This is a genomic window from Colwellia sp. MEBiC06753 (genome assembly GCF_053470325.1).
Window position 1 is genome coordinate 14,226 of sequence record NZ_JBQMTM010000003.1, and the last position, 24,332, is coordinate 38,557.

At 40.2% G+C, this 24,332-nt stretch carries 20 protein-coding genes and 1 tRNA gene; 16 read left to right on the forward strand and 5 right to left on the reverse strand.

Features of this window, described 5'->3' with window-relative positions; all coding sequences use genetic code 11:
• Positions 1-90 precede the first annotated feature (90 nt).
• From ACOB82_RS03220 to ACOB82_RS03230, 3 genes are all read left to right on the forward strand, one after another.
• Positions 91-1,395 (forward strand): HAMP domain-containing sensor histidine kinase, encoded by a 1,305-nt coding sequence (locus ACOB82_RS03220; RefSeq protein WP_448211504.1) that lies wholly within the window; start codon positions 91-93, stop codon positions 1,393-1,395.
• A gap of 119 nt (positions 1,396-1,514) precedes the next feature.
• Positions 1,515-2,057 (forward strand): VC2046/SO_2500 family protein, encoded by a 543-nt coding sequence (locus ACOB82_RS03225; protein ID WP_448211505.1) that lies wholly within the window; start codon positions 1,515-1,517, stop codon positions 2,055-2,057.
• Positions 2,058-2,255: 198 nt separating this feature from the next.
• The gene (locus tag ACOB82_RS03230; protein WP_448211506.1) at positions 2,256-3,095 is read left to right on the forward strand and encodes a hypothetical protein; all 840 of its coding nucleotides are present in this window, start codon (positions 2,256-2,258) and stop codon (positions 3,093-3,095) included.
• A 138-nt stretch (positions 3,096-3,233) separates the two neighbouring features.
• Here the strand turns inward: ACOB82_RS03230 and ACOB82_RS03235 are convergent, their stop codons facing one another.
• Together ACOB82_RS03235 and ACOB82_RS03240 are read right to left on the reverse strand one after the other, a co-directional pair.
• Positions 3,234-3,704: a YchJ family protein gene (locus ACOB82_RS03235; RefSeq protein ID WP_448211507.1), complete on the reverse strand. Its 471-nt coding sequence runs from the start codon at positions 3,702-3,704 to the stop codon at positions 3,234-3,236.
• Between the two features lie 33 nt (positions 3,705-3,737).
• Positions 3,738-4,178, reverse strand: coding sequence for a hypothetical protein (locus ACOB82_RS03240; RefSeq protein WP_448211508.1), 441 nt, complete (start codon positions 4,176-4,178; stop codon positions 3,738-3,740).
• Between the two features lie 213 nt (positions 4,179-4,391).
• Here ACOB82_RS03240 and ACOB82_RS03245 point away from each other — a divergent pair, with 213 nt between their 5' ends.
• The 11 genes from ACOB82_RS03245 (at position 4,392) to cobA (ending at position 20,386) form a co-directional block, all read left to right on the forward strand.
• Positions 4,392-6,476, forward strand: a complete 2,085-nt coding sequence (locus ACOB82_RS03245) for a trypsin-like serine protease (RefSeq protein ID WP_448211509.1) — start codon at positions 4,392-4,394, stop codon at positions 6,474-6,476.
• A 236-nt stretch (positions 6,477-6,712) separates the two neighbouring features.
• Positions 6,713-7,318, forward strand: coding sequence for an ANTAR domain-containing response regulator (locus ACOB82_RS03250; protein ID WP_448211510.1), 606 nt, complete (start codon positions 6,713-6,715; stop codon positions 7,316-7,318).
• Complete coding sequence (locus tag ACOB82_RS03255) at positions 7,315-8,481, forward strand: CmpA/NrtA family ABC transporter substrate-binding protein (protein WP_448211511.1); 1,167 nt, start codon at positions 7,315-7,317, stop codon at positions 8,479-8,481. Before ACOB82_RS03250 ends, ACOB82_RS03255 begins: the two co-directional genes overlap by 4 nt.
• A 478-nt stretch (positions 8,482-8,959) precedes the next feature.
• Positions 8,960-10,354 carry a CmpA/NrtA family ABC transporter substrate-binding protein gene (locus tag ACOB82_RS03260; RefSeq protein WP_448211512.1) on the forward strand — a complete coding sequence of 465 codons (1,395 nt, stop codon included), beginning with the start codon at positions 8,960-8,962 and terminating at the stop codon, positions 10,352-10,354.
• Between the two features lie 42 nt (positions 10,355-10,396).
• On the forward strand, positions 10,397-11,395 hold the full coding sequence (locus ACOB82_RS03265; RefSeq protein ID WP_448211513.1) for an ABC transporter permease: 999 nt from the start codon (positions 10,397-10,399) through the stop codon (positions 11,393-11,395).
• A gap of 34 nt (positions 11,396-11,429) precedes the next feature.
• Positions 11,430-12,275: an ABC transporter ATP-binding protein gene (locus ACOB82_RS03270; RefSeq protein ID WP_448211514.1), complete on the forward strand. Its 846-nt coding sequence runs from the start codon at positions 11,430-11,432 to the stop codon at positions 12,273-12,275.
• 73 nt (positions 12,276-12,348) lie between these two features.
• The gene (locus ACOB82_RS03275) at positions 12,349-13,551 is read left to right on the forward strand and encodes an alginate export family protein (protein WP_448211515.1); all 1,203 of its coding nucleotides are present in this window, start codon (positions 12,349-12,351) and stop codon (positions 13,549-13,551) included.
• A 27-nt stretch (positions 13,552-13,578) separates the two neighbouring features.
• On the forward strand, positions 13,579-16,200 hold the full coding sequence (gene nirB / locus ACOB82_RS03280) for a nitrite reductase large subunit NirB (protein ID WP_448211516.1): 2,622 nt from the start codon (positions 13,579-13,581) through the stop codon (positions 16,198-16,200).
• Positions 16,200-16,553, forward strand: coding sequence for a nitrite reductase small subunit NirD (gene nirD, locus ACOB82_RS03285; RefSeq protein WP_448211517.1), 354 nt, complete (start codon positions 16,200-16,202; stop codon positions 16,551-16,553). The genes nirB and nirD overlap by 1 nt, the downstream gene beginning before the upstream one ends.
• 4 nt (positions 16,554-16,557) lie before the next feature.
• Positions 16,558-19,401, forward strand: coding sequence for a nitrate reductase (locus ACOB82_RS03290; protein ID WP_448211518.1), 2,844 nt, complete (start codon positions 16,558-16,560; stop codon positions 19,399-19,401).
• A gap of 34 nt (positions 19,402-19,435) precedes the next feature.
• A complete protein-coding gene (cobA, locus tag ACOB82_RS03295) occupies positions 19,436-20,386 on the forward strand; it encodes a uroporphyrinogen-III C-methyltransferase (protein ID WP_448211519.1) in 951 nt (316 codons plus the stop codon).
• Positions 20,387-20,485: 99 nt separating this feature from the next.
• Here the strand turns inward: cobA and ACOB82_RS03300 are convergent.
• Positions 20,486-20,562: transfer RNA gene (locus ACOB82_RS03300), tRNA-Val, on the reverse strand.
• A gap of 252 nt (positions 20,563-20,814) precedes the next feature.
• Here ACOB82_RS03300 and ACOB82_RS03305 point away from each other — a divergent pair.
• Positions 20,815-21,918: an OmpA family protein gene (locus tag ACOB82_RS03305; protein WP_448211520.1), complete on the forward strand. Its 1,104-nt coding sequence runs from the start codon at positions 20,815-20,817 to the stop codon at positions 21,916-21,918.
• A gap of 41 nt (positions 21,919-21,959) precedes the next feature.
• Here the strand turns inward: ACOB82_RS03305 and ACOB82_RS03310 are convergent, their stop codons facing one another.
• On the reverse strand, positions 21,960-23,318 hold the full coding sequence (locus ACOB82_RS03310; protein WP_448211521.1) for an MATE family efflux transporter: 1,359 nt from the start codon (positions 23,316-23,318) through the stop codon (positions 21,960-21,962).
• A gap of 57 nt (positions 23,319-23,375) precedes the next feature.
• Here ACOB82_RS03310 and ACOB82_RS03315 point away from each other — a divergent pair, with 57 nt between their 5' ends.
• Entirely contained in the window at positions 23,376-23,999 is a 624-nt protein-coding gene (locus ACOB82_RS03315; protein ID WP_448211522.1) for a riboflavin synthase subunit alpha, read from the forward strand.
• Between the two features lie 25 nt (positions 24,000-24,024).
• Here ACOB82_RS03315 and ACOB82_RS03320 read toward each other — a convergent pair whose 3' ends face one another.
• Positions 24,025-24,231 carry a CPXCG motif-containing cysteine-rich protein gene (locus ACOB82_RS03320; RefSeq protein ID WP_448211523.1) on the reverse strand — a complete coding sequence of 69 codons (207 nt, stop codon included), beginning with the start codon at positions 24,229-24,231 and terminating at the stop codon, positions 24,025-24,027.
• Positions 24,232-24,332: the final 101 nt, after the last annotated feature.

The window sequence follows — 24,332 nt, forward strand, 5'->3', positions numbered from 1 at the left end:
AACTCAGCACATTATCGGCTAAGTTTGCTAAACTAAATTAAGCACTTAGCCGATTTTTATTCCTGTCGCTATTCTAATAACTGGTCTCCTATGAAATCCATCATTAAAGTCAGCCGCTCATTTCTTAGTTTATATTTCTTTATTATCTTATTATTTATTTTTGCGTCTTGGCTAGTTGATGAATTTTGGCGAGGATACCTTCAAGAGGATGTTGAGTCTTATACAGGGTATAAAGTGATGTTACAGGCGATTGAGGATTACGTAGAACGTCAACCTCAAGACCAGTGGCAGGAGATTGTTGCCAGCGCAGCGAAGCGTTACGACATTCCTTTAATATTAGTTAATGAAGATAAACACACCTATTCAGTCTCGCATTATGGTAACGAAGTATTAGTTGAAGGTAATACATATATTCACTACGACGATGATGCGGTAGAAATCCACCATATATTCGATAGTGCCAAAGCAAAAGTAATTTTAGGGCCAACTAAATTACCGACACGCCCTCGTGTTGAGGCTGCTGTTCGGGTGGTGTTATTAATGCTGCTTGCTTTAATTATTTTATGTTGGTTATGGCCAATAGCTCGCGATCTCGATAGGTTACGCAGCGCTACCGATAAGTTTGGTAAAGGTGACTTTAACGTTAGGGTACCAGAAGCGCGTTCAGCATTGGTATCAAGCCTAGTATCTGGTTTCAATGGTATGGCGGACAGAATCAAGCGCTTAATTGAGGCTCACAAGGAATTAACTAACGCGGTGTCACATGAGTTACGTACGCCAATGGCACGTAGTAAATTCGCTTTGCAAATGTTATCTAGCGTCAAAGATGAACAAAAGCGTGAAAAGTACCTTAACCAAGTCAATGGTGATATTCGAGAATTAGAAGCCTTAGTTAATGAGTTACTTGAATATGCGACGCTTGATAGTGATACCCCAGATTTAGACACTAAAACCCAGAATGCCAATGCCTTGATTACTCATCAGGTTGGCTTATTTGAGCAGGTTGGTTTATCCCTAAAAACTAACTTACCAGAAGATCCCGTAAACATTGTAGGTGATCGTCGCTACTTAGAACGCGCTATTAGTAACTTAATTACTAACGCCATTAAATACGGTGGTGGGAAAGTTGAAATTACCTTAACGTCTAATCGCCAATATTGCGAAATTTCTATAGAAGATAATGGCAATGGCATTGCAGATGAATTAAAAGAAACAATTTTTGATGCTTTCTCGCGTGGAGAACAAAGTCGTAATAAAGAAACCGGAGGCTTTGGCCTAGGGTTAGCGATTGTCAAACGTATAGTAAATTGGCATAACGGAGAAATTTTTATTCGAGATAGTAAACTGGGGGGCGCCTGTTTTGTGTTAATGCTGCCGCTAGCAAAGGTTGATTAAAAAACTAGCGTAGGTAGCTAGCGTAAAAACAGAAGATAAAAAATTTAAAAATAACCGTAAAGCCAACTAACTTTTTGCCGATAACTAAATTGTAAGTAGTAAATTATCGGCGTAATTCCTTGTTAAATAAAAGTCCAGTTAGAGAAAGTCAATTACTGAGCCATGAATTGCAACTTGATGAGTCGCTTAATACAAGCATTCATCAAGCGCGACGGGCGGATTTTTCATTGTTACTGGCAATGCTAACAGACGATGTATCTGCCCACAGTCAGTTTCAACTTCCTAAAACTGTAGACGATGAAATCACTGTTGATGATGCAAAACTACGACGCTTATTTGATTTACCACATCCTCAAGCGCTTGCATTAAATGAACTAAAAGACATCGATCAATTTAATCAGGCAGAACAAATTGCTTCTGGTTTAATGACAGCCATTAAGTTAAATGACGCGCTTACGCCTAAACCATTGTCATTTAGAAATGATAAAACCCACATCGATAGCAATGTAATGGCCAACACCAGCATTCATTGTCAATACCGAGCAGAAACTGGTGCGCAGCAAACAGAGCGCCAACCAATGAATGCTAATGAATGGCTTAAAGCAATTCATGACGGCTTAGTTTCAAATCAAGTAGCGCAAAACACACCACTGGTTGCATAAATTATTGTCAGTTCCAATTAAGCCGTTGCATCTATGCCATCATTTTAATAAAAATTGATTACGCGTTACTAATTTGTAGTAATAAATTTCATTAAAACATTTAAATTTATTAACTAATCCAAATACTTATTGACGAGTTGAGTTCAACACGCTCTAATGAAAAAAGTTGAATTTATTTTCAAACGGAGCACGTTGATAATGAAGTCTTGGTCGTTATTGATATTATTAGTAGCGGTAAAAGTTAATGCTCAGTTAAGCGATGGCAGCACTTTATTTACCTTATATCAATCTTCCGCTGAAGAAGAAGGGTTATCTACTGAGTCAATTATTTTTGACCTTATTAAGGAATCTCTTCAAGGCATTCAATTTAGCCAAGTACATGCAGGTGTAGCTAGAAGCTTAAAAGCATTAGAAAGCGAAGCCAATGTCTGTATTCGCAACGTCGTGAAAAACCCAGAACGTGAATCTGTACTTTATTTTTCCTACCCGCAAACTATCTTTTTAGGTTTAAAAGCTTATTTTAGTCCCGGAGCTTATAAACGGTTAGCAATAGATGATGGTAAGCCCATTGATATTGGCAACTTCGTTACCAAACATAATCTAATTTTGGGGGTAGATCGCGATCGCTCTTACGGAGAATTTATTGATAACGAAATTGCCGCGATTCCGGCTAAAAATAAATTTGTTAAATCGGGTAAAGAAAATGAATCGCAAATGGCTAAAATGTTATTGACCAACCGTATTGATGTCTGGTTGGAATATCAAAGTGTGATGTCATTCAACCACAATCAGTATGCGCAAAATTTGCCGTTGCATGCATTGCCGTTGATTGGTGTTGACCAATATATTACCGGACACTTAGCGTGTAAAAAATCACCAGCGTCATTATTACTAATTAAGCAAATTAATCATCGCCTGATCGAGTTATACTCAGATCCACGATTTTATCAGGCTCATGTACAATTTATTGCCAGTGATTTAACAACGGTGTTTGATCAAGCATTTAAGCATGCGCTTGAACCATTAAAAGGCAAGTAAAAGCTAATTAGTAGCCAAGTAACGCCAATCTCAACAATTTACTACACTTTTTAATCTTTAATTAGCTAGGGCGTTACCAAAACTAATTCAATAATAGTTGTCGGCTTTAGAACTCAGACAACTAAAATATTTTGTACATTAGCGATTGTTACCACAACACTTTTTATACTTTTTACCGCTATGGCAAGGGCAAGGATCATTACTGGTTAGACTAGTGATTTTTTCGTGGGTAATAATAGTACCGTCGACGTAGCGCCATTGATTCTTTTCTTGAGTAAAATTTGAACGTTCTCGCATTTCAATAAGCTGGTGGTTGTTTAAATAAAATGCAGAAAACTCAATGGTGGCAGGAGTTGAATTTGAATTGGCTTGATGAATGATTAATTCAATCCATTGATTTTCTTCTGCCCAAGCTTGAATGTCTGCCAATGAATGAGCTGATTGTTGACTACTATGATAGGTGGCCAAAATATATTCTGCTTTATTTAATGCATAAGCCGTAAACCTTGAGCGCATTAACGCTTCCGGGGAGTGTGCATGCTGTTGTTGCTCTATAATTGGTAAACAACACATCTCTAACGCAATATTTGAGCAACATGGGCATTTCATTTTTTGATATTCACTTTGGATTTAATACGGCTGTTAGTGTAACTTTTTTGTTTGATTTAATAAAACACAATGGGTTTTTCCTAATGCAGCACACTGCTCAATATGATTGATTTGTTGCGCATCTAATTGTGCATTACAAAGTACTAAAGCTGCACAGTTTCCTTTCAATAACGTTTTTTCAATATTAGCCTGTTCTACATTTACTTTATTAGCATGTACCCAAAGCATTTTCGCGCCTTTAGATAGCGGATTGTCATGGATAAGCTGCTGAGTATGCTTATCTGAACTTATCACCAACACCCATTTATTACTTTCTTGGTAGCGGTGGCTTAAGTTAATAATGGCACGTTGGATATCATCAGTATTTTCTACTGTTTGTTTATCTAGCCATTGGCGTAATTGGTAATCATTTAATTCAATGCTTTCTAATCTATTGATTTTATTGGAATTGCTCTTAATGTTGTAAACGTTCATATTTAACCCTTATCAATACTGTATGGATGTACAGTATATTGATAAATTTAATAAATCAAGCACTTTGTGAAGAAAATTTACACAATTTAAAAATTCAACTAATTTGTTTAAACCTCGTGATTTGAATAAATACCTGTTCTAAGCACCTTGGCACTTTAATCCTGTTGTAGAATGCATTAATGTGTTGGCAGTTTATTATGTAGGGAATAATCAATGAAAAATTTGGGTTTAATCGCAGTTACGGCGATGACTTTGAGTAGTTTTCATTTGAATGCAAAAGAAATCAATCCCGTTATTCAGCCGAAAATTGTTGGAGGCCAACCAGCAACTAGTGGCGATTGGCCGTGGATGTCGGCATTAGTTTATACCAATGAACAAATAGATACTGACTTGCGTTTTGGCAATGATAGTTTCGATTCAGCGGGGTTTAACTATACGCCAACAGGAAATGTAACTGGAGAACTAGTTGATTGTGGTATTGGTGATAATGTCTGCTCCGGTGCACAAAATAAAGTTTGCTTGATCGAGCGTGGCGAAATTAACTTCTCGGTAAAAGCTGAAAACTGTCAAACTGGTGGTGGTGTTGGTGCAATAATTTACAACAATGAACAAGGCCAGATAAATGGCACATTGGGCGATGAATTTTCTGGAACCATACCTGTTATTGCTGTCACTCAGCAAGTTGGCCAACAACTGTTGTCAAGTTATTTAGGGAAGATAGCTGAGGTGTCAGTGGAAGTTCTGCCGATTATTGCCCAAGACTCGTTTTGTGGGGCAACATTTATTGGTGATAAATGGGTGCTAACAGCTGCCCACTGTTTAGATGAAGCCAATTTATCACAATTGAAGGTGAATGTAGGGGAATATGACTTAAGCGATGGCGCCGAAAATGCAATTGCCGTTAAGCGGGCATATATGCATCCTGACTTTGATAATATCTCGCTTGATTATGATATGGCGCTAATAGAATTAGTGACTGCCGTAGATACGCCAGCTATCAGTTTGGCAACGAAAGCAACGGTCGATGCCGCTGCAGCTAATGCAGACCCAGCAATTGTCATGGGTTGGGGAGGTCGCGTTGGGTATGAACCTGGCGAAGGACCCACTGGTTCATATCCAGATGTATTGCATCAAGTTGAATTGCAGTTAATGACCAACCAACGTTGTAAAACTGTGTTAGCTAATTCCTTATTCGGTAGTGGTACCAACACTGAAAACACAGGTATTACAGAGCGCATGATTTGTGCCGATGTAGCCGCTGGCGGCAAAAGCTCATGTCAGGGTGATAGTGGTGGTCCACTTGTAATTAATACCAATGAAGGTTGGCAACAGGTTGGTGTTGTTAGTTGGGGGTATGGCTGCGCAGCGAAAGGCTATCCTGGTGTATTTGCCCGCATTTCTGAATTTCAACTATGGATTCAATCGATCACTCAAGGTATTGCTGTTGATCAGTTAATTGATTTACATGTAGTGCCAGTAAGTAGCACGCAAGAATTTACTGTAACACTAACCAATAATACGTTGGAAGATGCGCAATTAAGTTTTCAAATTACCGGCGATGATGAATTCTCCATCACCAGCGATAGCTCAAATCTATGCCAACAATTAGCCGCTGGTGATAGCTGTGAGTTAGCGATAAACTTTTTAAGTAGTGCTGCAGGACAAAGTGAAGCGACATTACAAATATCGAGTCTAAACGGCAATATTGCTGCCAGTCAGAGCCGATTAGTCGCTAATGCGATTAGTTCATCAGCTGTAATTGAAAATGCCTTAATGAGTAATAGCGATGTTACTTGGTTCAGTGGCGGTAATAAACCATGGCAAACATCGGTAACGGGCGATATTGAAAGCGGTAATATCACCCATGAACAACAAAGTATTGTTATGGCGGTAATTAACGGTGAAGGTGAGATCAGTTTCGAGTGGTCTGTTTCATCAGAAGAAAATGTTGATGCACCAGAAGACCCGTATGATGCGCTTTATTTATATATTAACGGTGAACAATATAGCTTTATTTCAGGTGAGGTTGAATTTACTTCAATATCATTAAACCTGACTGGCGAAGAAAACTATTTAACCTGGATTTATTATAAAGATCCTGCGGCATCAGAAGGGGAAGATAAAGGTTATTTGCGTAATATTCAATTTACCCCAAAAGTAGATACTCCCGATCCGACGCCAACACCAACTCCTAGCCCAACCCCCGACAAAAGCTCTAGCTCTTCTGGCGGCAGTATGTTTTGGCTATCCATCGTTGCTGTAATAGCATTATTTAGAAAACGTGTGAATTTTAGTTAAGTTAGCTAAGTTGATATCAGATATTGTTAAGTGATAAAGCCCGCTATAAGCGGGCTTTATCTTATGGGCATTTTGTTTCACCAAAATAAGGCAACAATGCGTTGATATAGCGCATTGTATTTAAATTCAACGTTATTGATTTAAGTAACACATTGTTTTTAAATTGGTTTTATTGTTGGTATGTTACTTGATTTAGATACATTAACTACCTGATGTTAAACCGCTGTAATGAACACATGGAACGCCATTATCAAACTGAATTAAGCGTGTTGCTTATAGAAAACAATAAACTAAAAGCACAAGCCTTAATAGAAGCATTAGATAGCTCCCAATATTGTATTAAACATGTTGCCACTACAGGCATGTCTTTACTCAAGCAAGTAGAAGCGCTGCAGCCAGATATTATAATCATCGACATTGAATCGCCAAGTCGCGATATTCTCGACAGTTTAAGTGTGATTTCTGATGCTAATCCAAAACCTGTGGTAATGTTTTCCCAACAAGGTGACTCTGAAGTAATCAAGCAATCTGTAAAGTCAGGCGTAAGTGCATATATTGCTGGTGGAGTTAATATCGAACGAGTGCGCTCAATTTTAGATACCGCTTTAGCACGCTTTAGTGAATTTCAAAGTCTTAAACAAGAATTGGTTAAAACGAAACAAAAACTTTCGAGTCAGCGCGCAGTAGATCAAGCAAAAACTTGGTTAATGGAAAGCCAAAAATTAACTGAGCATCAAGCCTATCAGCGGATCCGTAAAATGGCGATGGATAATGGTCAGAAAATTGAAGATGTCGCCCAAAATATAATCTCATTCGCGCAAATGTTGGAGAAATCATCATGACACTTATGCCATTCCAGGATATGTCTTCCCAAAATATGCCCGCTCAAAAATTTGCCATAGAAAAGTCGACCTTAGCAATAGGTTTTATACCGTTAACCGATTGTGCGCCATTAGTGATAGCACAAGAAAACGGCTATTTTGCTGAACAAGGATTATCAGTGAGTTTACACAAGCAATTTTCTTGGGCAACACTGCGCGACAAGTTACACATTGGTGCCTTAGATGCCGTTGAATGTTTAGCGCCAATGCCACTAGCAAGTACGCTTGGCTTAACTGGCGAGCCGGTCAACGTTATTGCACCTATGGTGTTAAGTCAAAATGGCAATGGAATTACTGTATCACTAGCGCTTTTTGATGAAATACAGCAATTAAACTTAACGACAGCATTGACTTTTCCTCTAGCGGCTAAATGGTTAATTCCCGTTATTGAGCAACGAAAACGAATTGGCGAAAAACTAAAATTTGCCACGGTTTATCCTCATAGTTGTCACTACTACCAATTAATGAGTTGGCTTACGCAAAGCGGTATCAGTAAAGAAGATGTTGATATTGTTATTATTCCGCCGGCAAGTATGGTTGATGCACTACAAAGCGGTGATATAGATGGTTTCTGTGTGGGGGGGCCATGGAATGCAAAAGCTGTGCGAGATGGTATAGGTGTGACGGGTATTACCTCATGTGATGTTTGGCCTGATATGCCAGAGAAAGTATTAGCAGTTACCCAATCATGGCAGCAGCAATACCCAGAAACGACTAAAGCACTAATTGTTGCTTTGCAAAAAGCATGTAACTGGCTAATAGATGTTGCCAATCGCTTTGAAGCAGCAAGATTACTAAGTCGAGAACAGTATTTAGGCGTTGAGTTATCCGTTATCGGTCCATCCTTAATTGGTAGCTGCTTGGTTCATCATCAAATGTCACCGCGAAGCATTCCCCGCTATAACCGGTTTGCCGTGCTACTTGAGCAATCATTGGCACAAACAAACGAGCAGTCAATTAACCGGCCAACTGTGAAGCAGGGAAGCTGGCTGTTATCGCAAATGATAGAGTTTGGCCATAATGGGCAGCTTGAGTCATATGAAAAAACGGATCTAGCAAGTATTGTTGATCAAGTTTTTCGGGAAGATATTTACCAAAGTGCCAAACAAGTTATGCTGGAATAGAGCATCTGTTAACAGATTAAATAAAATTTGTTCGCACTATTTTTGCACCAGTTGTGGACAAGTAATGCGCTATAACGATGCAAAATGTACACAGCTAAATAAACTAGTTTTAATTTAAAACACGTTAAATTTCTTTATTTACAATAGGATATATGTTTTTTGTTAAGTTGGCACTAAATCTGTATTACTAAAAATGTATTCGATAAGAATGCCTAAGAAGCAATCTAGTTTTGAGGCCAACTTGGGCTAACGCTAATAAATCAAACTAGAAGTAAAAATTTAAAATTAATAATAAATAAATTAATTAATTAGCTTAACCGACGATGGTATTGCTAATTAAATATGTAAAGTAAACATAGAAAAGACAATTTATTTACTGATCTATTGGCAAAGGTGTCATCAAGATTGGTTTGGCAATGTAGCCCGCAGGCGACTGATTATTTCAGAGCGCAGCGGGCTTTTTTATTGGGAGAAATTTATGTTTAGTCGTTTATTTAACGCACCCGCAAAACTCTATAGCAGTGTATGTTTGGCTGGTGCCTTAACCTTGAATGTCTTAGCTATTAGCGCTGAAGCGCAGCCATTAGGTTATCCAGAAAAAGAAGAATTAACCTTTGGCTTTATTAAGCTAACCGATATGGCACCTATTGCCATTGCCTATGAGCAGGGTTTTTTCGAAGACGAGGGTTTATATGTCACCATCGAAGCGCAAGCTAATTGGAAAGTGTTACTTGATGGTGTTATTGATGGCCGATTAGACGGCGCTCATATGCTTGCAGGACAACCGATAGCTGCGACTATAGGTTATGGTACTAAAGCCGAGATCATTACGCCGTTTTCAATGGATTTAAATGGAAATGGTATTACCGTTTCTAATGATATTTGGCAGCAAATGAAAGCCAATATTCCTAAGCAAGCAGATGGTAAACCGGTTCACCCAATTAAAGCAGATGCTTTAAAGCCAATTGTTGAAAGCTATGCTGCCCAGGGTAAACCATTTAACATGGGCATGGTTTTCCCTGTTTCTACCCATAATTATGAATTGCGCTACTGGTTAGCCGCAGGTGGTATACACCCTGGGTTTTACGCACCTCACAAAGGTGACACATCAGGAAAAATTAACGCACAAGCACTATTATCAGTAACGCCACCACCACAAATGCCTGCTACGTTAGAGGCAGGTACAATTTATGGCTACTGTGTTGGTGAACCGTGGAACCAACAAGCAGTATTTAAAGGCATTGGCGTGCCTGTGGTTACTGACTACGAAATTTGGAAAAATAATCCGGAAAAAGTATTTGGTATCACCAAAGCGTTCGCAGAGAAATACCCAAACACGACGATTCGTTTAACTCGTGCATTAATTCGCGCAGCCAAGTGGCTTGATGAAAATAACAATGCTAATCGCCCAGCCGCGGTAAAAATTCTAAGCCAATCAAATTACGTTGGTGCGGATTACGAGGTTATTGCCAATAGCATGACCGGCACCTTTGAATATGAAAAAGGCGATAGACGTGCGGTGCCAGATTTCAACGTATTTTTCCGTTATAACGCCACTTTTCCTTATTATTCAGATGCTATTTGGTACTTAACGCAAATGCGTCGCTGGGGACAAATCAGTGATGATAAACCGGATAGCTGGTATGTCGACGTCGCCAAAAAAGTCTACCGTCCAGATATTTACTTACAAGCTGCACAATCGCTGGTTGATGAAAAATTAATGTTAGCGTCAGATTTTGCCGAGGTGATGGATGAAGATGGCTTTCGATCACCACAAACTCACTTTATCGACAACATAGTGTTTGATGGCACCCAACCCAATGCTTATATCAATAAATTTACTATTGGCCTTAAAGCTGGCGACAAGATTTAGCCAAATATTGATTCACGCTAAGTAAATAACAGGAAAAGTACAATGACCACCTTAATCGAAAAAATGATGACATCTAACGCTAAGTATTCATGGTTGGGATATGTCCAATTACTACTCAGTCAAAAGTTACAGCGCTTTTTGTTACCGGTTGTTGGTATCGTTATCTTTTTATTATTGTGGTCTTTTGCCGCCAGCAATATTGATACTTCGTTAGGTAAGTTTCCTGGACCGTCTGCGGTCTATAGCCAAATGGGTAATCTTTACCAAGAGCACAAAGCTGAACGCGAAAAAGAAACAGCGTTTTATCAACGTCAACAAGCACGAAATGAACAACGGTTAGCGGCTGATCCCAATTATCAAGCGAAAATCCGTAGCTATACCGGCAAAGAAACTTTCCTCGATCAAATCGCTACTAGCTTAATAACCGTGATGAGCGGTTTTATCTTAGCGGCGTTAATTGCTATTCCACTGGGGATTGCCGTTGGTTTAAGCCATAGCTTGAATACGGCAATAAATCCTATTATTCAAATATTTAAACCTGTTTCACCGTTAGCGTGGTTGCCTTTAGTCACTATGGTGGTCAGTGCGGTTTACGTGACACCTGATCCGCTACTGGCTAAATCATTCGTTAACTCAATGATCACTGTCACTTTGTGCTGCATTTGGCCAATGGTAATTAACACCGCAGTGGGAGTATCAGCAATTAATGAAGATTGGGTCAATGTTTCTCGGGTGCTAAGACTACCTAGCCTTGTTCATGTCCAAAAAATTGTATTGCCAGCTGCTGTTCCTGCAATTTTTACCGGCATGCGTTTATCACTTGGTATTGCTTGGATGGTGTTAATAGCTGCGGAAATGCTGGCGCAAAACCCTGGTCTAGGCAAATTTGTTTGGGACGAGTTTCAAAATGGTAGCTCGCAATCACTGAGCCGCATTATGACAGCCGTTATTGTCATTGGCTTTATTGGCTTTGCCCTTGATAAGTCGATGTTGCAACTACAACGACTATTGTCTTGGGATAAATCGAGCGCCCAGCGTTAACTGGCACTTTTAGGAATTAATAAGGAATTAACACATGAGCACACTGTTAGAAATTAGCCAAATTGACATGGTATTTCCAACGCCTAAAGGTGATTTTACCGCGCTAAAGAATGTCGATTTATCAATTAAAAAAGGCGAGTTTATTTCATTAATTGGCCACTCTGGTTGCGGAAAATCAACGGTTTTAAATGTTGTTGCCGGGCTTTATCAGGCAACCAAAGGCGGTGTTTTACTTAATAACAAAGAAGTCACTGAGCCTGGGCCGGAGCGTGCTGTTGTCTTTCAAAATCATTCATTGTTGCCTTGGTTAACGGCTTATCAAAATGTTGAGTTAGCGGTTAAGCAAGTATTTAAAAAGACCATGAACGCTAGGCAAATGAAAGAATGGATTGAGCATAACTTAAAGTTGGTGCATATGGATCATGCCATGCACAAACGCCCTGATGAAATCTCAGGGGGGATGAAACAACGCGTAGGCATTGCAAGGGCACTTGCTATGCAGCCGGAAGTGTTACTTATGGATGAACCGTTTGGCGCGCTTGATGCGTTGACTCGCGCTCATATGCAAGACTCCTTAATGGAAATTCAGGATTCATTAAATAACACAGTGATCATGATCACCCATGATGTCGATGAAGCGGTTTTACTCTCCGATCGTATTGTCATGATGACTAATGGGCCGGCAGCAACTGTTGGTGAAATATTAAATGTAGGCCTACCAAGACCAAGAGATCGATTGGCACTGGCTCAAGACCCCACTTATAACCAATTGCGGTCAGCGGTTTTAACTTTCTTGTATGAAAAACAACGCAAAGTTGAAGTCATGCCAGCGAATAGCAAAAGTAAAAATAACGTTAATAAAACGAGTAATGTTGCATGATTTTCTATACTCAATAGGCAGTGAATTAAATAACAACTTATCGATAAACGATTTAATGATCAAAGGAATAACCATGAAACATTATCCACATCAGCACATTTTTACGCAAACAATGTTAGTCATTAGTATGTTAATGGCAGGAATATCAACCGCTAGTTATGCCCAAGATGACGCAAAAGTGAAGCTCGATTTTCGTCTTCGCTATGAAAGCGTTGAACAAAAAAATCCATTGAAAGATGCCGATGCCTTAACGCTTCGCACTTTGTTAAGTTATTCAACAGCAAGCTTTAACAATATCTCGGGCTATGTTGAATTTGAAGACTCTAGAGCCGTTGGTATTGATGATTACAACGACACTTTAGGGCACAAGCCGAACTACTCAGTCATAGCCGATCCGGAAACTACGGAATTAGATCAGGCCTATGTTCAATACAAAGCATCAAACTGGTCAACAAAACTTGGTCGCCAAGTTATTGCGCTAGATAACCAACGTTTTGTTGGTCACGTTGGCTGGCGCCAAGATAAACAAACCTTTGATGCTTTATCAGTTAATTATCAAGCGAGCGCTGCGGTTAATTTAACCTATGCCTATGTCAATAAGCGCAATCGCATTTTTGCCGAAGATAAAGATCTGCACGTAAAAGATCATCTAATCAACCTTACATACAAAACAAATGGTGTTGCCCTTACTGGTTATGGCTATCTATTAGAGGTTGATGAAGGTGTCTCTAACAGTCTTGATACATACGGTGTGCGCTATAGCGGTAGCGAAAAATTTGCCAGTGGTAATTTAATTTATGCACTGGAATGGGCGACACAAGAAGCTAAATCAACCGGTGCTAATTTTGATGCCGATTACCAACTTATCGAACTGGGTTATGGCGTTGAAGGGGTAACCATTAAAGGCGGTTATGAACTGCTTGGTAGTGATGGCGGTGATTATGGCTTCCAAACACCACTAGCAACATTACATGCGTTTAATGGCTGGAGCGATCAGTTTTTATCAACACCTAAACAAGGGCTTCGCGATATTTACGCTTCCGTTTCAGGCAAGGCTTATGGCGGGAAATGGGCAGTGTTTTATCACACTTTCGATGCTGATAAAGCCACGGATAACGCCGATGACTTTGGCGATGAAATCAACGCATCTTATCAAACAAGCTTTAATAAAACCTTTTCTGGCGGCATTAAATACGCGTCGTATTCGGCTGGCGATTCTGCCACAGGCAAGGTGGACACCGATAAGCTTTGGATTTGGGTAGGCGCTAAGTTTTAGCGCGCTAACTAGCACTAGGAGAACCTTATGTCGGATCAATTAAATGTCGTCGTTATTGGCAACGGTATGGTTGGCCATCACTTTGTTGAACAACTGGCAAACTTACGCCAGTCGGTCGAGCATATTCAGATCACAGTATTGTCGGCAGAAAGCCGTCTTGCTTATGATCGCGTGCACTTGTCAGAATATTTTGCTGGCAAATCAGCAGCTGAGCTGGCATTAACCGATGAGTCGATTTATCAAGACTGGCAAGTTAATTTTAAACTCAATGCCAAGGTCACAGCGATTGATAAAGTGGCTCAGCAAGTAACCACGCAAGCGGGTGAAGTCATTTCATATGACAAATTGATTATGGCAACTGGTTCTTACCCTTTTGTGCCACCGATCCCCGGGGGAGATCAAGCGCATTGCCTTGTCTATCGAACAATTGACGACCTGGAGTCGATTGCTCAAAGTGCGAGTAGCAGTAAAGTTGGCGTGGTGATCGGTGGCGGTTTATTAGGTTTAGAAGCGGCAAACGCGTTAAAGCAACTGGGTTTACAAACTCATGTAGTTGAATTTGCGCCGCAATTAATGGCAGTGCAAGTTGATCAAGGCGGCGGCCGCTTTTTAAAAGATAAAATTGAAGCACTTGGCGTAAAAGTACATACCTCAAAAGCAACTAAAGTTATCGAACAAGGCGAGCACTGCCGTTATCGATTAGTGTTTGCTGACGGTGATGTGCTGGAAACAGATTTAATCTTATTTTCAGCAGGTATTCGACCATATGATCAGCTGGCCAGAGCCCATGACCTTGAAATAGGTGAACGCGGTGGCATTGTCATTGACCAGCATTGTCAAACCAGCGATCCAAATATTTATGCCATTGGCGAATGTGCGCTGTTTAATAATATGATTTATGGTTTAGTAGCGCCAGGGTATACCATGGCAAAAGTTGCGGCGAATCATATTATTAACCCCAAAACTGAGCAGGTATTTGCTGGCGCAGATATGAGCACAAAATTAAAGCTGATGGGGGTTGATGTTGGCTCAATTGGTGATGCCCATGCTAGAACGCCAGATGCCCAAATTTACTGTTATGAAAATCAACCCGCAGGCATCTATAAGAAAATTGTTGTCTCAGCAGATCAAAAGTTACTGCTAGGTGCGGTATTAGTGGGTGACAACAGTGAGTATGATACTTTGCTGCAATATATGCTGAATCAACTTGAATTACCTGAAGCACCAGAAGCATTAATTCTTCCTATGGCAGGTGATAAGCCGACATTAGGCGCTGATGCCTTGCCTGATTCGGCCACTATTTGTTCATGTTTAAATGTGACTAAGGGCGATATTGTTGCTGCTGTTGATAATGGAGCGACTTGCGTAAGTGAGGTTAAAAGTTGCACTAAAGCCAGTACTGGTTGTGGAGGTTGTGCGGCGTTACTTAAAAATGTCGTAGATAAAGAGCTGGAAAATCGCGGTGTTGAAGTTAAAAAAGATATTTGTGAGCACTTTGCTTATTCCCGTAAAGAACTTTATGACATTGTAAAAGTAGAAAAAATTACGCATTTTGATGAGCTGATTGATAAACATGGTAACGGTTTAGGCTGTGAAATTTGTAAGCCAACCGTTGGCTCTATTTTAGCGTCGGTGTGGAATGATTACATTCTGGATAAATCAAAAGTCGCGCTTCAGGACACTAACGATAACTTCCTTGCCAATATGCAAAAAGACGGGACTTATTCGGTTGTACCTCGCATTCCAGGCGGTGAGATTACCCCTGATAAATTAATTACCATAGGTCAAGTCGCGAAAAAATATAACCTTTACACCAAAATCACCGGTGGTCAGCGCATTGATTTATTCGGTGCTCGAGTTGAACAACTGCCTGAAATTTGGCAAACCCTGATTGATGCAGGCCTTGAAACTGGTCACGCCTACGGCAAAGCGGTGCGCACGGTTAAATCTTGTGTCGGTAGCACTTGGTGTCGTTACGGCGTGCAAGACAGTGTCGGTATGGCGATTGACATTGAACATCGCTACAAAGGCATTCGCGCGCCCCATAAAATTAAATTTGCCGTGTCTGGCTGTACGCGAGAATGTGCGGAAGCCCAAAGTAAAGATATAGGTGTTATTGCCACCGATAAAGGCTGGAACCTTTATGTCTGCGGCAATGGCGGCATGAAACCTCGTCATGCTGACTTATTTGCCACTGACTTGGATGATCAAACATTAGTGCAATATATCGATCGTATTTTAGCGTTTTATATTCAAACCGCTGATCGCTTACAACGCACCTCAGTGTGGTTGGAAAATATGGAAGGTGGTTTAGATTACTTAAAACGCGTAGTAATTGATGATCACTTAGGTATTTGCCAAGAACTAGAAAACCAAATGCAGCATTTAGTGGGTAAATACCAGTGTGAGTGGAAAACAACATTGGAAAATCCTGAAGCGCTTAAACGTTTTCGTCAGTTTGTTAACTCAGATAAAACCGATGGCAATATTCAATTTGTGACTGAGCGCAGTCAAATACGACCGGCAACCGTTGACGAAAAACGTAGTGGCAACATTCAAAATGCGTCATTACCAATTAATGAATTAACTATTCCTGTGGTTTCTGTCCCTTTAAATTCTGTGCCCGTAGTAGAAATGGAGGGCGAATAATGACCCTAAATAATAACTGGATCACTGTATGTCATGTTGACGATCTTATTGATAATGCCGGCGTTTGTGCCTTGGTAAATGAAAATACCAATCATCAAATTGCAATTTTTAGTGTGCCTAAACAACCTGAACGCGTATTTGCCATAGATAACTTTGACCCACTCGGTCAAGCCAATGTGCTTTATCGTGGAATTACTGGTTGCGCAAGTGGTGAGCCAGTAGTTGCTTCTCCTCTTTATAAACAGCAGTACTCACTGAAATCTGGGCGTTGTATGCAAGAAGAGGTATCCATCAATGCTTATCCTACACGTATTGAAAATCAAGCTGTGCAAGTGTTGTTAGCCGGGAAGTAATCATATGTCTGAGCCAATTGCGAAGTTTCTACCTAATACGCCAGTTAAAACAAATGGTGTAGTGCAATCAACCTGTGCCTATTGTGGAGTAGGTTGTGGTGTAGATATTAGTTCAAGCAATGGCCAACTTAATGGTATTGCCGGTACGCCAGAGCATCCGGCTAATTTTGGTCGTTTATGTGTTAAAGGCTCGCATTTGCTCGATACCATAGATCTTACCAACCGCCTACTTATACCTGAAGTTGGCGGACAACAAGTGAGTTGGTCGCAGGCTTTTAGCGAAGTAGCAGATAAGTTTCAATCGATTATTAATCGACATGGCAAAGACGCCGTCGCGTTTTATGTTTCAGGGCAGTTATTGACTGAAGATTATTATGTCGCCAACAAACTAATGAAAGGTTATATCGGCAGCGGCAACATTGATACCAATTCACGATTGTGTATGTCATCAGCGGTTTCTGCTTACAAACGGGCATTCGGTGAAGATGTCGTGCCGTGCAGTTATCAGGATATTGAACAAACCGATTTAATTGTTTTAGTTGGCTCAAATGCCGCATGGACGCATCCGGTAATTTTCCAGCGAATTGAGCGCGCCAAGCAAATCAATCCTGATTTAAAGGTCGTTGTAATTGACCCTCGTCAGTCTGAAACCGCGCAGATGGCTGATCTCCACTTATGCCTTGAACCGGGGGCTGATGCTGGGTTATTTAATGGTTTGCTGCACTACCTAATTGAACATAACGTAATTGATCAACTTTTTATTGAGCGAAGTACTGAGGATTTTGAAAAATGCCTTGAAGCGGTTAAGACGTGGTCAATATCGAAAACCGCAGAGTTTTGTGGTTTAGATACTTTAACCTTAAGCAACTTTTATCATTTGTTTTCTCAAAGCACTAAAACCGTCACTTTGTATTCAATGGGCATTAACCAATCTAGCTCTGGCGTTGATAAATGCCATGCCATTATTAATGTTCACTTAGCGTCGGGCAAAATTGGTAAAGTTGGCTGTGGCCCTTTTTCTCTTACCGGTCAACCCAATGCTATGGGCGGGCGAGAAGTAGGGGGCTTAGCAAATCAATTGACTGCCCATTTAGATATTGAAAATATTGAGCATCAACAAATTGCCCAAAACTTTTGGCAATCGCCAACGATTGCCACCCTGCAAGGGGCAAAAGCTGTTGATTTGTTTGATCAAATTGACCAAGGGCAAATTAAAGCCGTTTGGATTATGGCAACGAATCCCTTGGTGAGTTTGCCTGAGCGCAACAAAATAAAGCGGGCACTTGAACAATGTGAATTTGTTGTAGTGTCTGATTGTGTTCAGGATAACGATACTTTGGCATTGGCCGATGTAAAATTACCGGCAACACCCTGGCTTGAAAAAAATGGCACAGTGACTAATTCTGAGCGTCGAATCTCTCGCCAGCGCAATGCGGTTTTACCAGCGGGTCAGGCAAAGCACGATTGGCAGATTATCTGCGGTGTTGCCAAAGCAATGGGCTTTAAAGGTTTTGATTTTCAACACCCATCTCAAATATTTACTGAGTTTGCTGCGCTTTCTGGTGTAGATAATTTGGGTGAAAGTAAATCTGCTAAAGGGAGCTCAGGTGAAACAAAATCTAGCTCAATTCGGCGCTTATTTGATATTTCTGGTTTAGCGAATTTATCGCAGCAGCAATATGATAATTTATCACCTATTCAGTGGCCGGTAACTGAAGCCAATCATTACGGTGGTGGCCAATTATTTGCACAGGTTAATGCAAAAAGTCAGTTTAGTACGGAATCAGGACGAGCAAAGTTTTTTCCGATTACTCCACAATTACCTGTTCAAAAGACCTGCGCGCAATTTCCTTTAGTGCTTAACTCCGGTCGTTATCGAGATCAATGGCATACCATGACTCGCACAGGTAAAGCCTCGTCACTTACCCAACATTTAGCCAAACCGTATATAACGATAAACCCAAAAGATGCGGCTAATTTATCGTTATCAAATAACGATATAGTTAAAGTCAGTTCGTCAAATGGCGAGATAACCGTGCCAGTAACTATTTCTGAGCGTGTGGTTGCTGGGCAATGTTTTATGCCCATTCATTGGAATCAGCAATTTGCTGCCAGTGCCAATATCGCTAACCTATATGGTAGTGCAGTTGATCCCATTTCAGGCCAGCCGGAAGCTAAATTTGTTGGTATCAATATAGAGCGTGCTGAATTTAATCAATTTGTCGATTTCTATATTGCCGATGAGCTGCTCGCAAAAGCGATAGATTCGCCATACTGGCTTAAAACCAAATTAGCTAATTGTTGGCACTATCAAGCGGCGGATGTTATTGAAACTAGTTCGCTACTTTCGAAAGTTAAAGACTTGGTAAGCAAAGAGGTTGAATGGCTGATACAGTCAAATACCCAAGGTGTAAATACATGTTTAGTTGCTATGGCAGAGCAGCAATTAGTTGCGGTTGCATATATTTGTGAAAAACCGTTTACGGATGCCAAAAGCGGGTTAACTGAAATCTTTGCTAAACCAGTATTGAACTTGGCAGATGTTCAAGAGCTATTGCGCAGTAGCTCTGAGAGTTCAATGCTGAGTTCGCGCAAGGTATGTAGCTGCCACTCAGTATATGAAGCTGAGATTATCGGTCAAATTCAACAGGGCAATGCATCAGTGCAATTATTAGGTGAACAATTAAAATGTGGCACTAAATGCGGTTCATGCAAACCTGAGCTACAGGCATTAATTAATCAACATGGCCAATTTAGACATGAACCACATAACCTTGAAACCCTAGACGTTAACGGAAAGAGCCAAGATGCTCAAACCATCCCATTAACTTATATTGCTAATGCATAAGCGCTTAAAGCCGTTAGCGGCTAAGGAAATCACCATGAACACTTGGCCTGAATTTGAACCATTCGTATGGTTAAAAAAAACGTTTGGCTTTCACTTTAGGTATTACTTTGGCGATAAGTTTAACGCTAATTTATTTAAAAATAGGCAAATCAGAAATAGTAAGTTCAACCCAAAAACTTCGCTCAATAAATCTAATCACGGTTACGTGATCTTTGTCGGTGGCGGCTCAGGTGATGTCGAATTACTAACACTAAAAGCAATTAAGGCTTTTGAACAAGCGGATGTCGTATTAGTTGATTGGTTGGTTAACCCAGAGATCAATCAATATATTCCGCAAAATGTAGAGCGGATATTTGTTGGTAAAAAATGTGGTCACCACTCAATGAAACAGTCAGCAATATCTTCGTTAATTTTACGCTATGCATTGCAAGGTAAAACTGTGGTTAGGTTAAAGGGCGGCGACCCTAGTATCTTTGCTAGGTTGGCTGAAGAAACTGAGCTACTTGCCACATACCAAATTCCATTTCAAATAGTGCCGGGAATTACCGCGGCCAGTGGCTGTGCAGCTTATTCAGGTATTCCGCTAACGCTGCGAGACTGTGCATCCTCTGTGCGTTTCGTAACCGCGCATTTGCAAAATGAACCAGAGCACAATCGACAGGGCGCATGTAACTGGCAACACCTAGCTCAGGATGATGGCACCTTAGTGTTTTATATGGGGCTCAATCGTATTAGCATGATTGCTGATAAGTTAATGGCTCATGGCATGGCCGCGTGCACACCAATCGCTGTTGTAGATCAGGGGACTAGCGCCAATCAAAGCATTTGTTGTTCTACGTTAAATGCCATTTCAAGTGAGGAAAAAATCAATACGTTTACAGGACCCGCGTTAATCATTGTCGGTGAAGTTGTTAGTCATCGGGTAGCTGTTGATTTATCCTTGGTTACACAAACACCCGCTAATACTGGCGTTATTTATCGTTAATTTGATCGATAGTGGCATTGAGTTAACTTTCTGATGAAAACGCCAGTGATTAAAGCGCTAATACGAAAAAAGCCGCATTAAATGCGGCTTTTTAGAATGTGGTGGGTGCGACTGGAGTCGAACCAGCGACCTCTTGCATGTCAAGCAAGCGCTCTAACCAACTGAGCTACGCTCCCAAGCGTTTACTACATTTCCGGTCAAGAAATAACAGTCAATGTACAACGGAGCGCTATGTTAGCTTCGCTGATTGGATGACGCAAGCATTTTTCAACAAAATCTTAGTCATTCTAAGTTGTTCGCCTACAAAGTGTCCATCTTTGCTAAAATTTAATCTATATCAACTAAAATGTGCTCATTGTTAAATTAATGTAACAATAGGTGCTATACTAGCTAACAAAACACTAAATCAATGATTCTAAGGGAATAATATGAAACATATTAAGCGTTCATTGCTGACACTGGCACTTATTGCAACCTCAAGCTCATACGCATTTGCACAACCAAATGCCGAGCTATTAACCGGCCAAATTTACGGCGGTGGCCATTATAGTTTGTTTAAAGCTGATGATGAGCGACTCAAAGTTGGTGGCAACAATGCATCAAGTTTAGATGACGGTGATGGCTTTGGCTTAGACTTGGGTTATCGCTTCTCTGTATATAATGAATTACGTATTCAATATACCGACTTATCAATTGATGCCCATGACAATAATTTTGGCAAGCAAGATGGCTCATCGGTCGCTATTGATTTATTGCATTTTCCAAGTAAGCAAAATTTATATTTGGTGGGGGGCTTCAAAAATATTGATCTAGAAGACAAAGAAATTTCTGCCAATATTGGTATGGGTTACCGACATTATTTTACCAACCGATTTGCTGCTTATGTAGAAGGCAAGGGCCATTATCAACTTGAAGATCGATATAAAGATTGGACAGCGACCATAGGGTTAATCTACTTCTTTGGTGAGAACCAACCTAAAGCAGCTAAAGCGGTAGAATCGGCAAAAGTTGCGCCTTCACCAGCACCTGTCGAAGTCGATAACGACAGTGATGATGATGGCATTTTAAATCATATTGACCAATGTGCTGATACGCCAAAAAGTCACTATGTCGATAGTGTTGGCTGTACTGTTTATACCGAAGAAGTCGACACCATGGAGCTGGTTATTTTATTTGACAATAACAGTGATGAGATCAAATCAAACTTCAACGTAGAGCTAGAAAAAACAGCAGACTTCTTAAATCGTTATCCTGACGTTGAATTAACTATTGAAGGTCACACTTCAATTGTAGGTACTGAAGATTATAATCAAAAATTGTCTGAGCGCCGTGCTAAAGCTGTGGTCGATCGTTTAGTGAGTGACTTTGGTATTAACCGAAGCCGCCTTACTGCAATTGGCTATGGCGAAACGCAATTAATTAACCCTGACAATACGGAAGTTGCTCATGCTGAAAACCGTCGTATTATGGCAACGATGTCAGTAAAAACAGAAAAAGAAGTGGTGGTAAAACCTATTCCTTCAGAAAAATAACGCTTTTTTACCGTGAGTGATAACGAAAGATTAGAAAGCGCCTAAGCACTTTCTAATCTTTTTTGTATTAAGCGTAGTCGCATTGCGAGTAATATCGCCGCAGTGGTCAAACCGGAAATAAAACCAATCCAAAATCCGTATGGGCCAATAGGGTCAATAACCCAATCAGTTAAACCTAGAATTAATCCTATCGACAGGCCGACAACCCAATAAGCAACAAAGGTTATAACTAAAATTGCCGTAGTGTCTTTATAGCCGCGTAAAGCGCCGGCAGAAATTACCTGGATTGCATCAGAAAACTGAAATAACGCCGCTAAAAACATTAAGCTGGCGGCTAAACTAATTACCGCGTGCTCGGTAGTGTATATAGTGGCTATTTCGGTTTTAAACAAAAGGGTAGCTGTTGCAGTAACAACGGCAATCACTAAGCCGAGCATTACTGAGTATGAGCATATATCTTTAGCTTGTTGATATTGTTTATTACCCACCGCAAAGCCTACTTTGATGGTAACTGCCATCGCTAAACTTAGTGGCACCATAAACACCAAACCAGAAAAGTTAATAGCGATTTGATGACTTGCCACAACTTCAGCGCCAAACGGCGCTAAAATAATGGCAACAACTGCAAATAAACTTACTTCAAACAGTAATGAAAAAGCAATTGGTAACCCAATTGATAAAATGCTGGTGATTTCAGACCATTTTGGCCAGAAAAAACGTTCAAATAAATGCGCCTGTTTAAGGTGTTTAGAAAAATAGGTGTAAATCAGCATTGAAATAAACATTGCCCAGTAAACCAATGCGGTAGCTAAACCACATCCGGCACCACCAAGTGCAGGCATGCCAAATTCGCCATAGATAAAAATGTAATTTGCTGGAATGTTGATCAATAAACCAATGATACTAATGATCATCGTCGGGCGCGTGTGAGATAAACCTTCAGAATAGTTCCTTAAAACAAAATAAAGGCAAAAGGCAGGACCACCCCAAACGATATAATCTAAGTAATCGAACATTAATGCTTTTAATTGGGGCTCAAGCGGCACTTGCGGGTAAATTGCTGGCGCAATAATGTAATTTAATAGTATTAGTGAGCCACCGAGAAATAAGCCTATCCACGCCGTTTGATAAGTAGCGCTAGCTACTTTATTAAACTCATTGGCCCCCGCATATTGAGAGACAATCGCGGCAAGCGCCATCATAATGCCAGAAATAGTTAATATAGCCGGCAGCCAAACACTACTCGCAACCGCAACTGCCGCCATATCCGTCGCACTAACACGCCCAGCCATTACGGTATCGGCAAAACCCATTAAATTTTGGATAAGTTGGGCAATAAGAATGGGGTAAGCCAATTTAAGTAAACTTTTTGATTGACTAATAAATTGAGATAACTGCATGAATTATTCGCTGGTTATTTGCTAATATATCGGAAATTTTTATGAGTTGGATCATATATGTTTACTGGCATAGTGCAATCAAAAGCCAAAGTTTTATCGGCAAAAATTAGTAACGGCATTTGTCGCTTAGTCATAGAGGTTGAGAGTAGTGTTGCACAGCAACTTACATTAGGCGCTAGTATCGCGATAAATGGTACCTGCTTAACGGTAGTAAGTTTTGAAGCACTACCTGAAAATACTACAGAAATTCACTTCGATGTGATTGATGAATCGTTACGCGTAACTAACCTTTGTTATTTAAAATCAGGCGATTATGTTAATTTTGAACGTTCGTTAAAAGTGGGTGACGAAATAGGCGGACATCAGGTTTCAGGTCATGTTCATTGCCAGGCGAAAGTTGTTTCGATAGTGAAAAATCAAGATAACTGTGAAATTAACTTTAAGTTGACCGATCACAATAATCGTTTTTTATTTGAAAAGGGCTTTATTGCAATTAACGGTGTGAGCTTAACGATAGGGCAAGTCAATGATTGTCAGTTTAATGTTTACTTAATTCCAGAAACACTACTGAGAACAAATATAGGCACGCTGGTTGAAGGGAATTTGGTTAATATTGAATTTGATCAACAAACCATAACGATAGTAAACACGATTGAGCGAATGAATCTGCAATTGAAGTAAATTCAAACCAAAGTGTTAATTCAGGTTAAAAGAATTGCTCATCATCAGCGTCAATGGATAATTCAACATTTTGCTGAAGTTCATTAATGTGCATATTTAAATGAATGTCACGACAACAAGCGGGGCATTCATCGTAATAGTTTTGATCACCAGCGCTTGTATCAAGCTCAATATGTAAATGATGCCCGCAATGTGGACACTCAATGCGCATTTTCTGTAATTCGTCCATCATTTCACACCTCTGTTAAGTGCTCATGTTTCTTAATTAATTATGGCTTAAAATACAGGTTCTGCGAGCTTTTGCTAAGTGGCTGTTTTTATTTTCTAAATAGC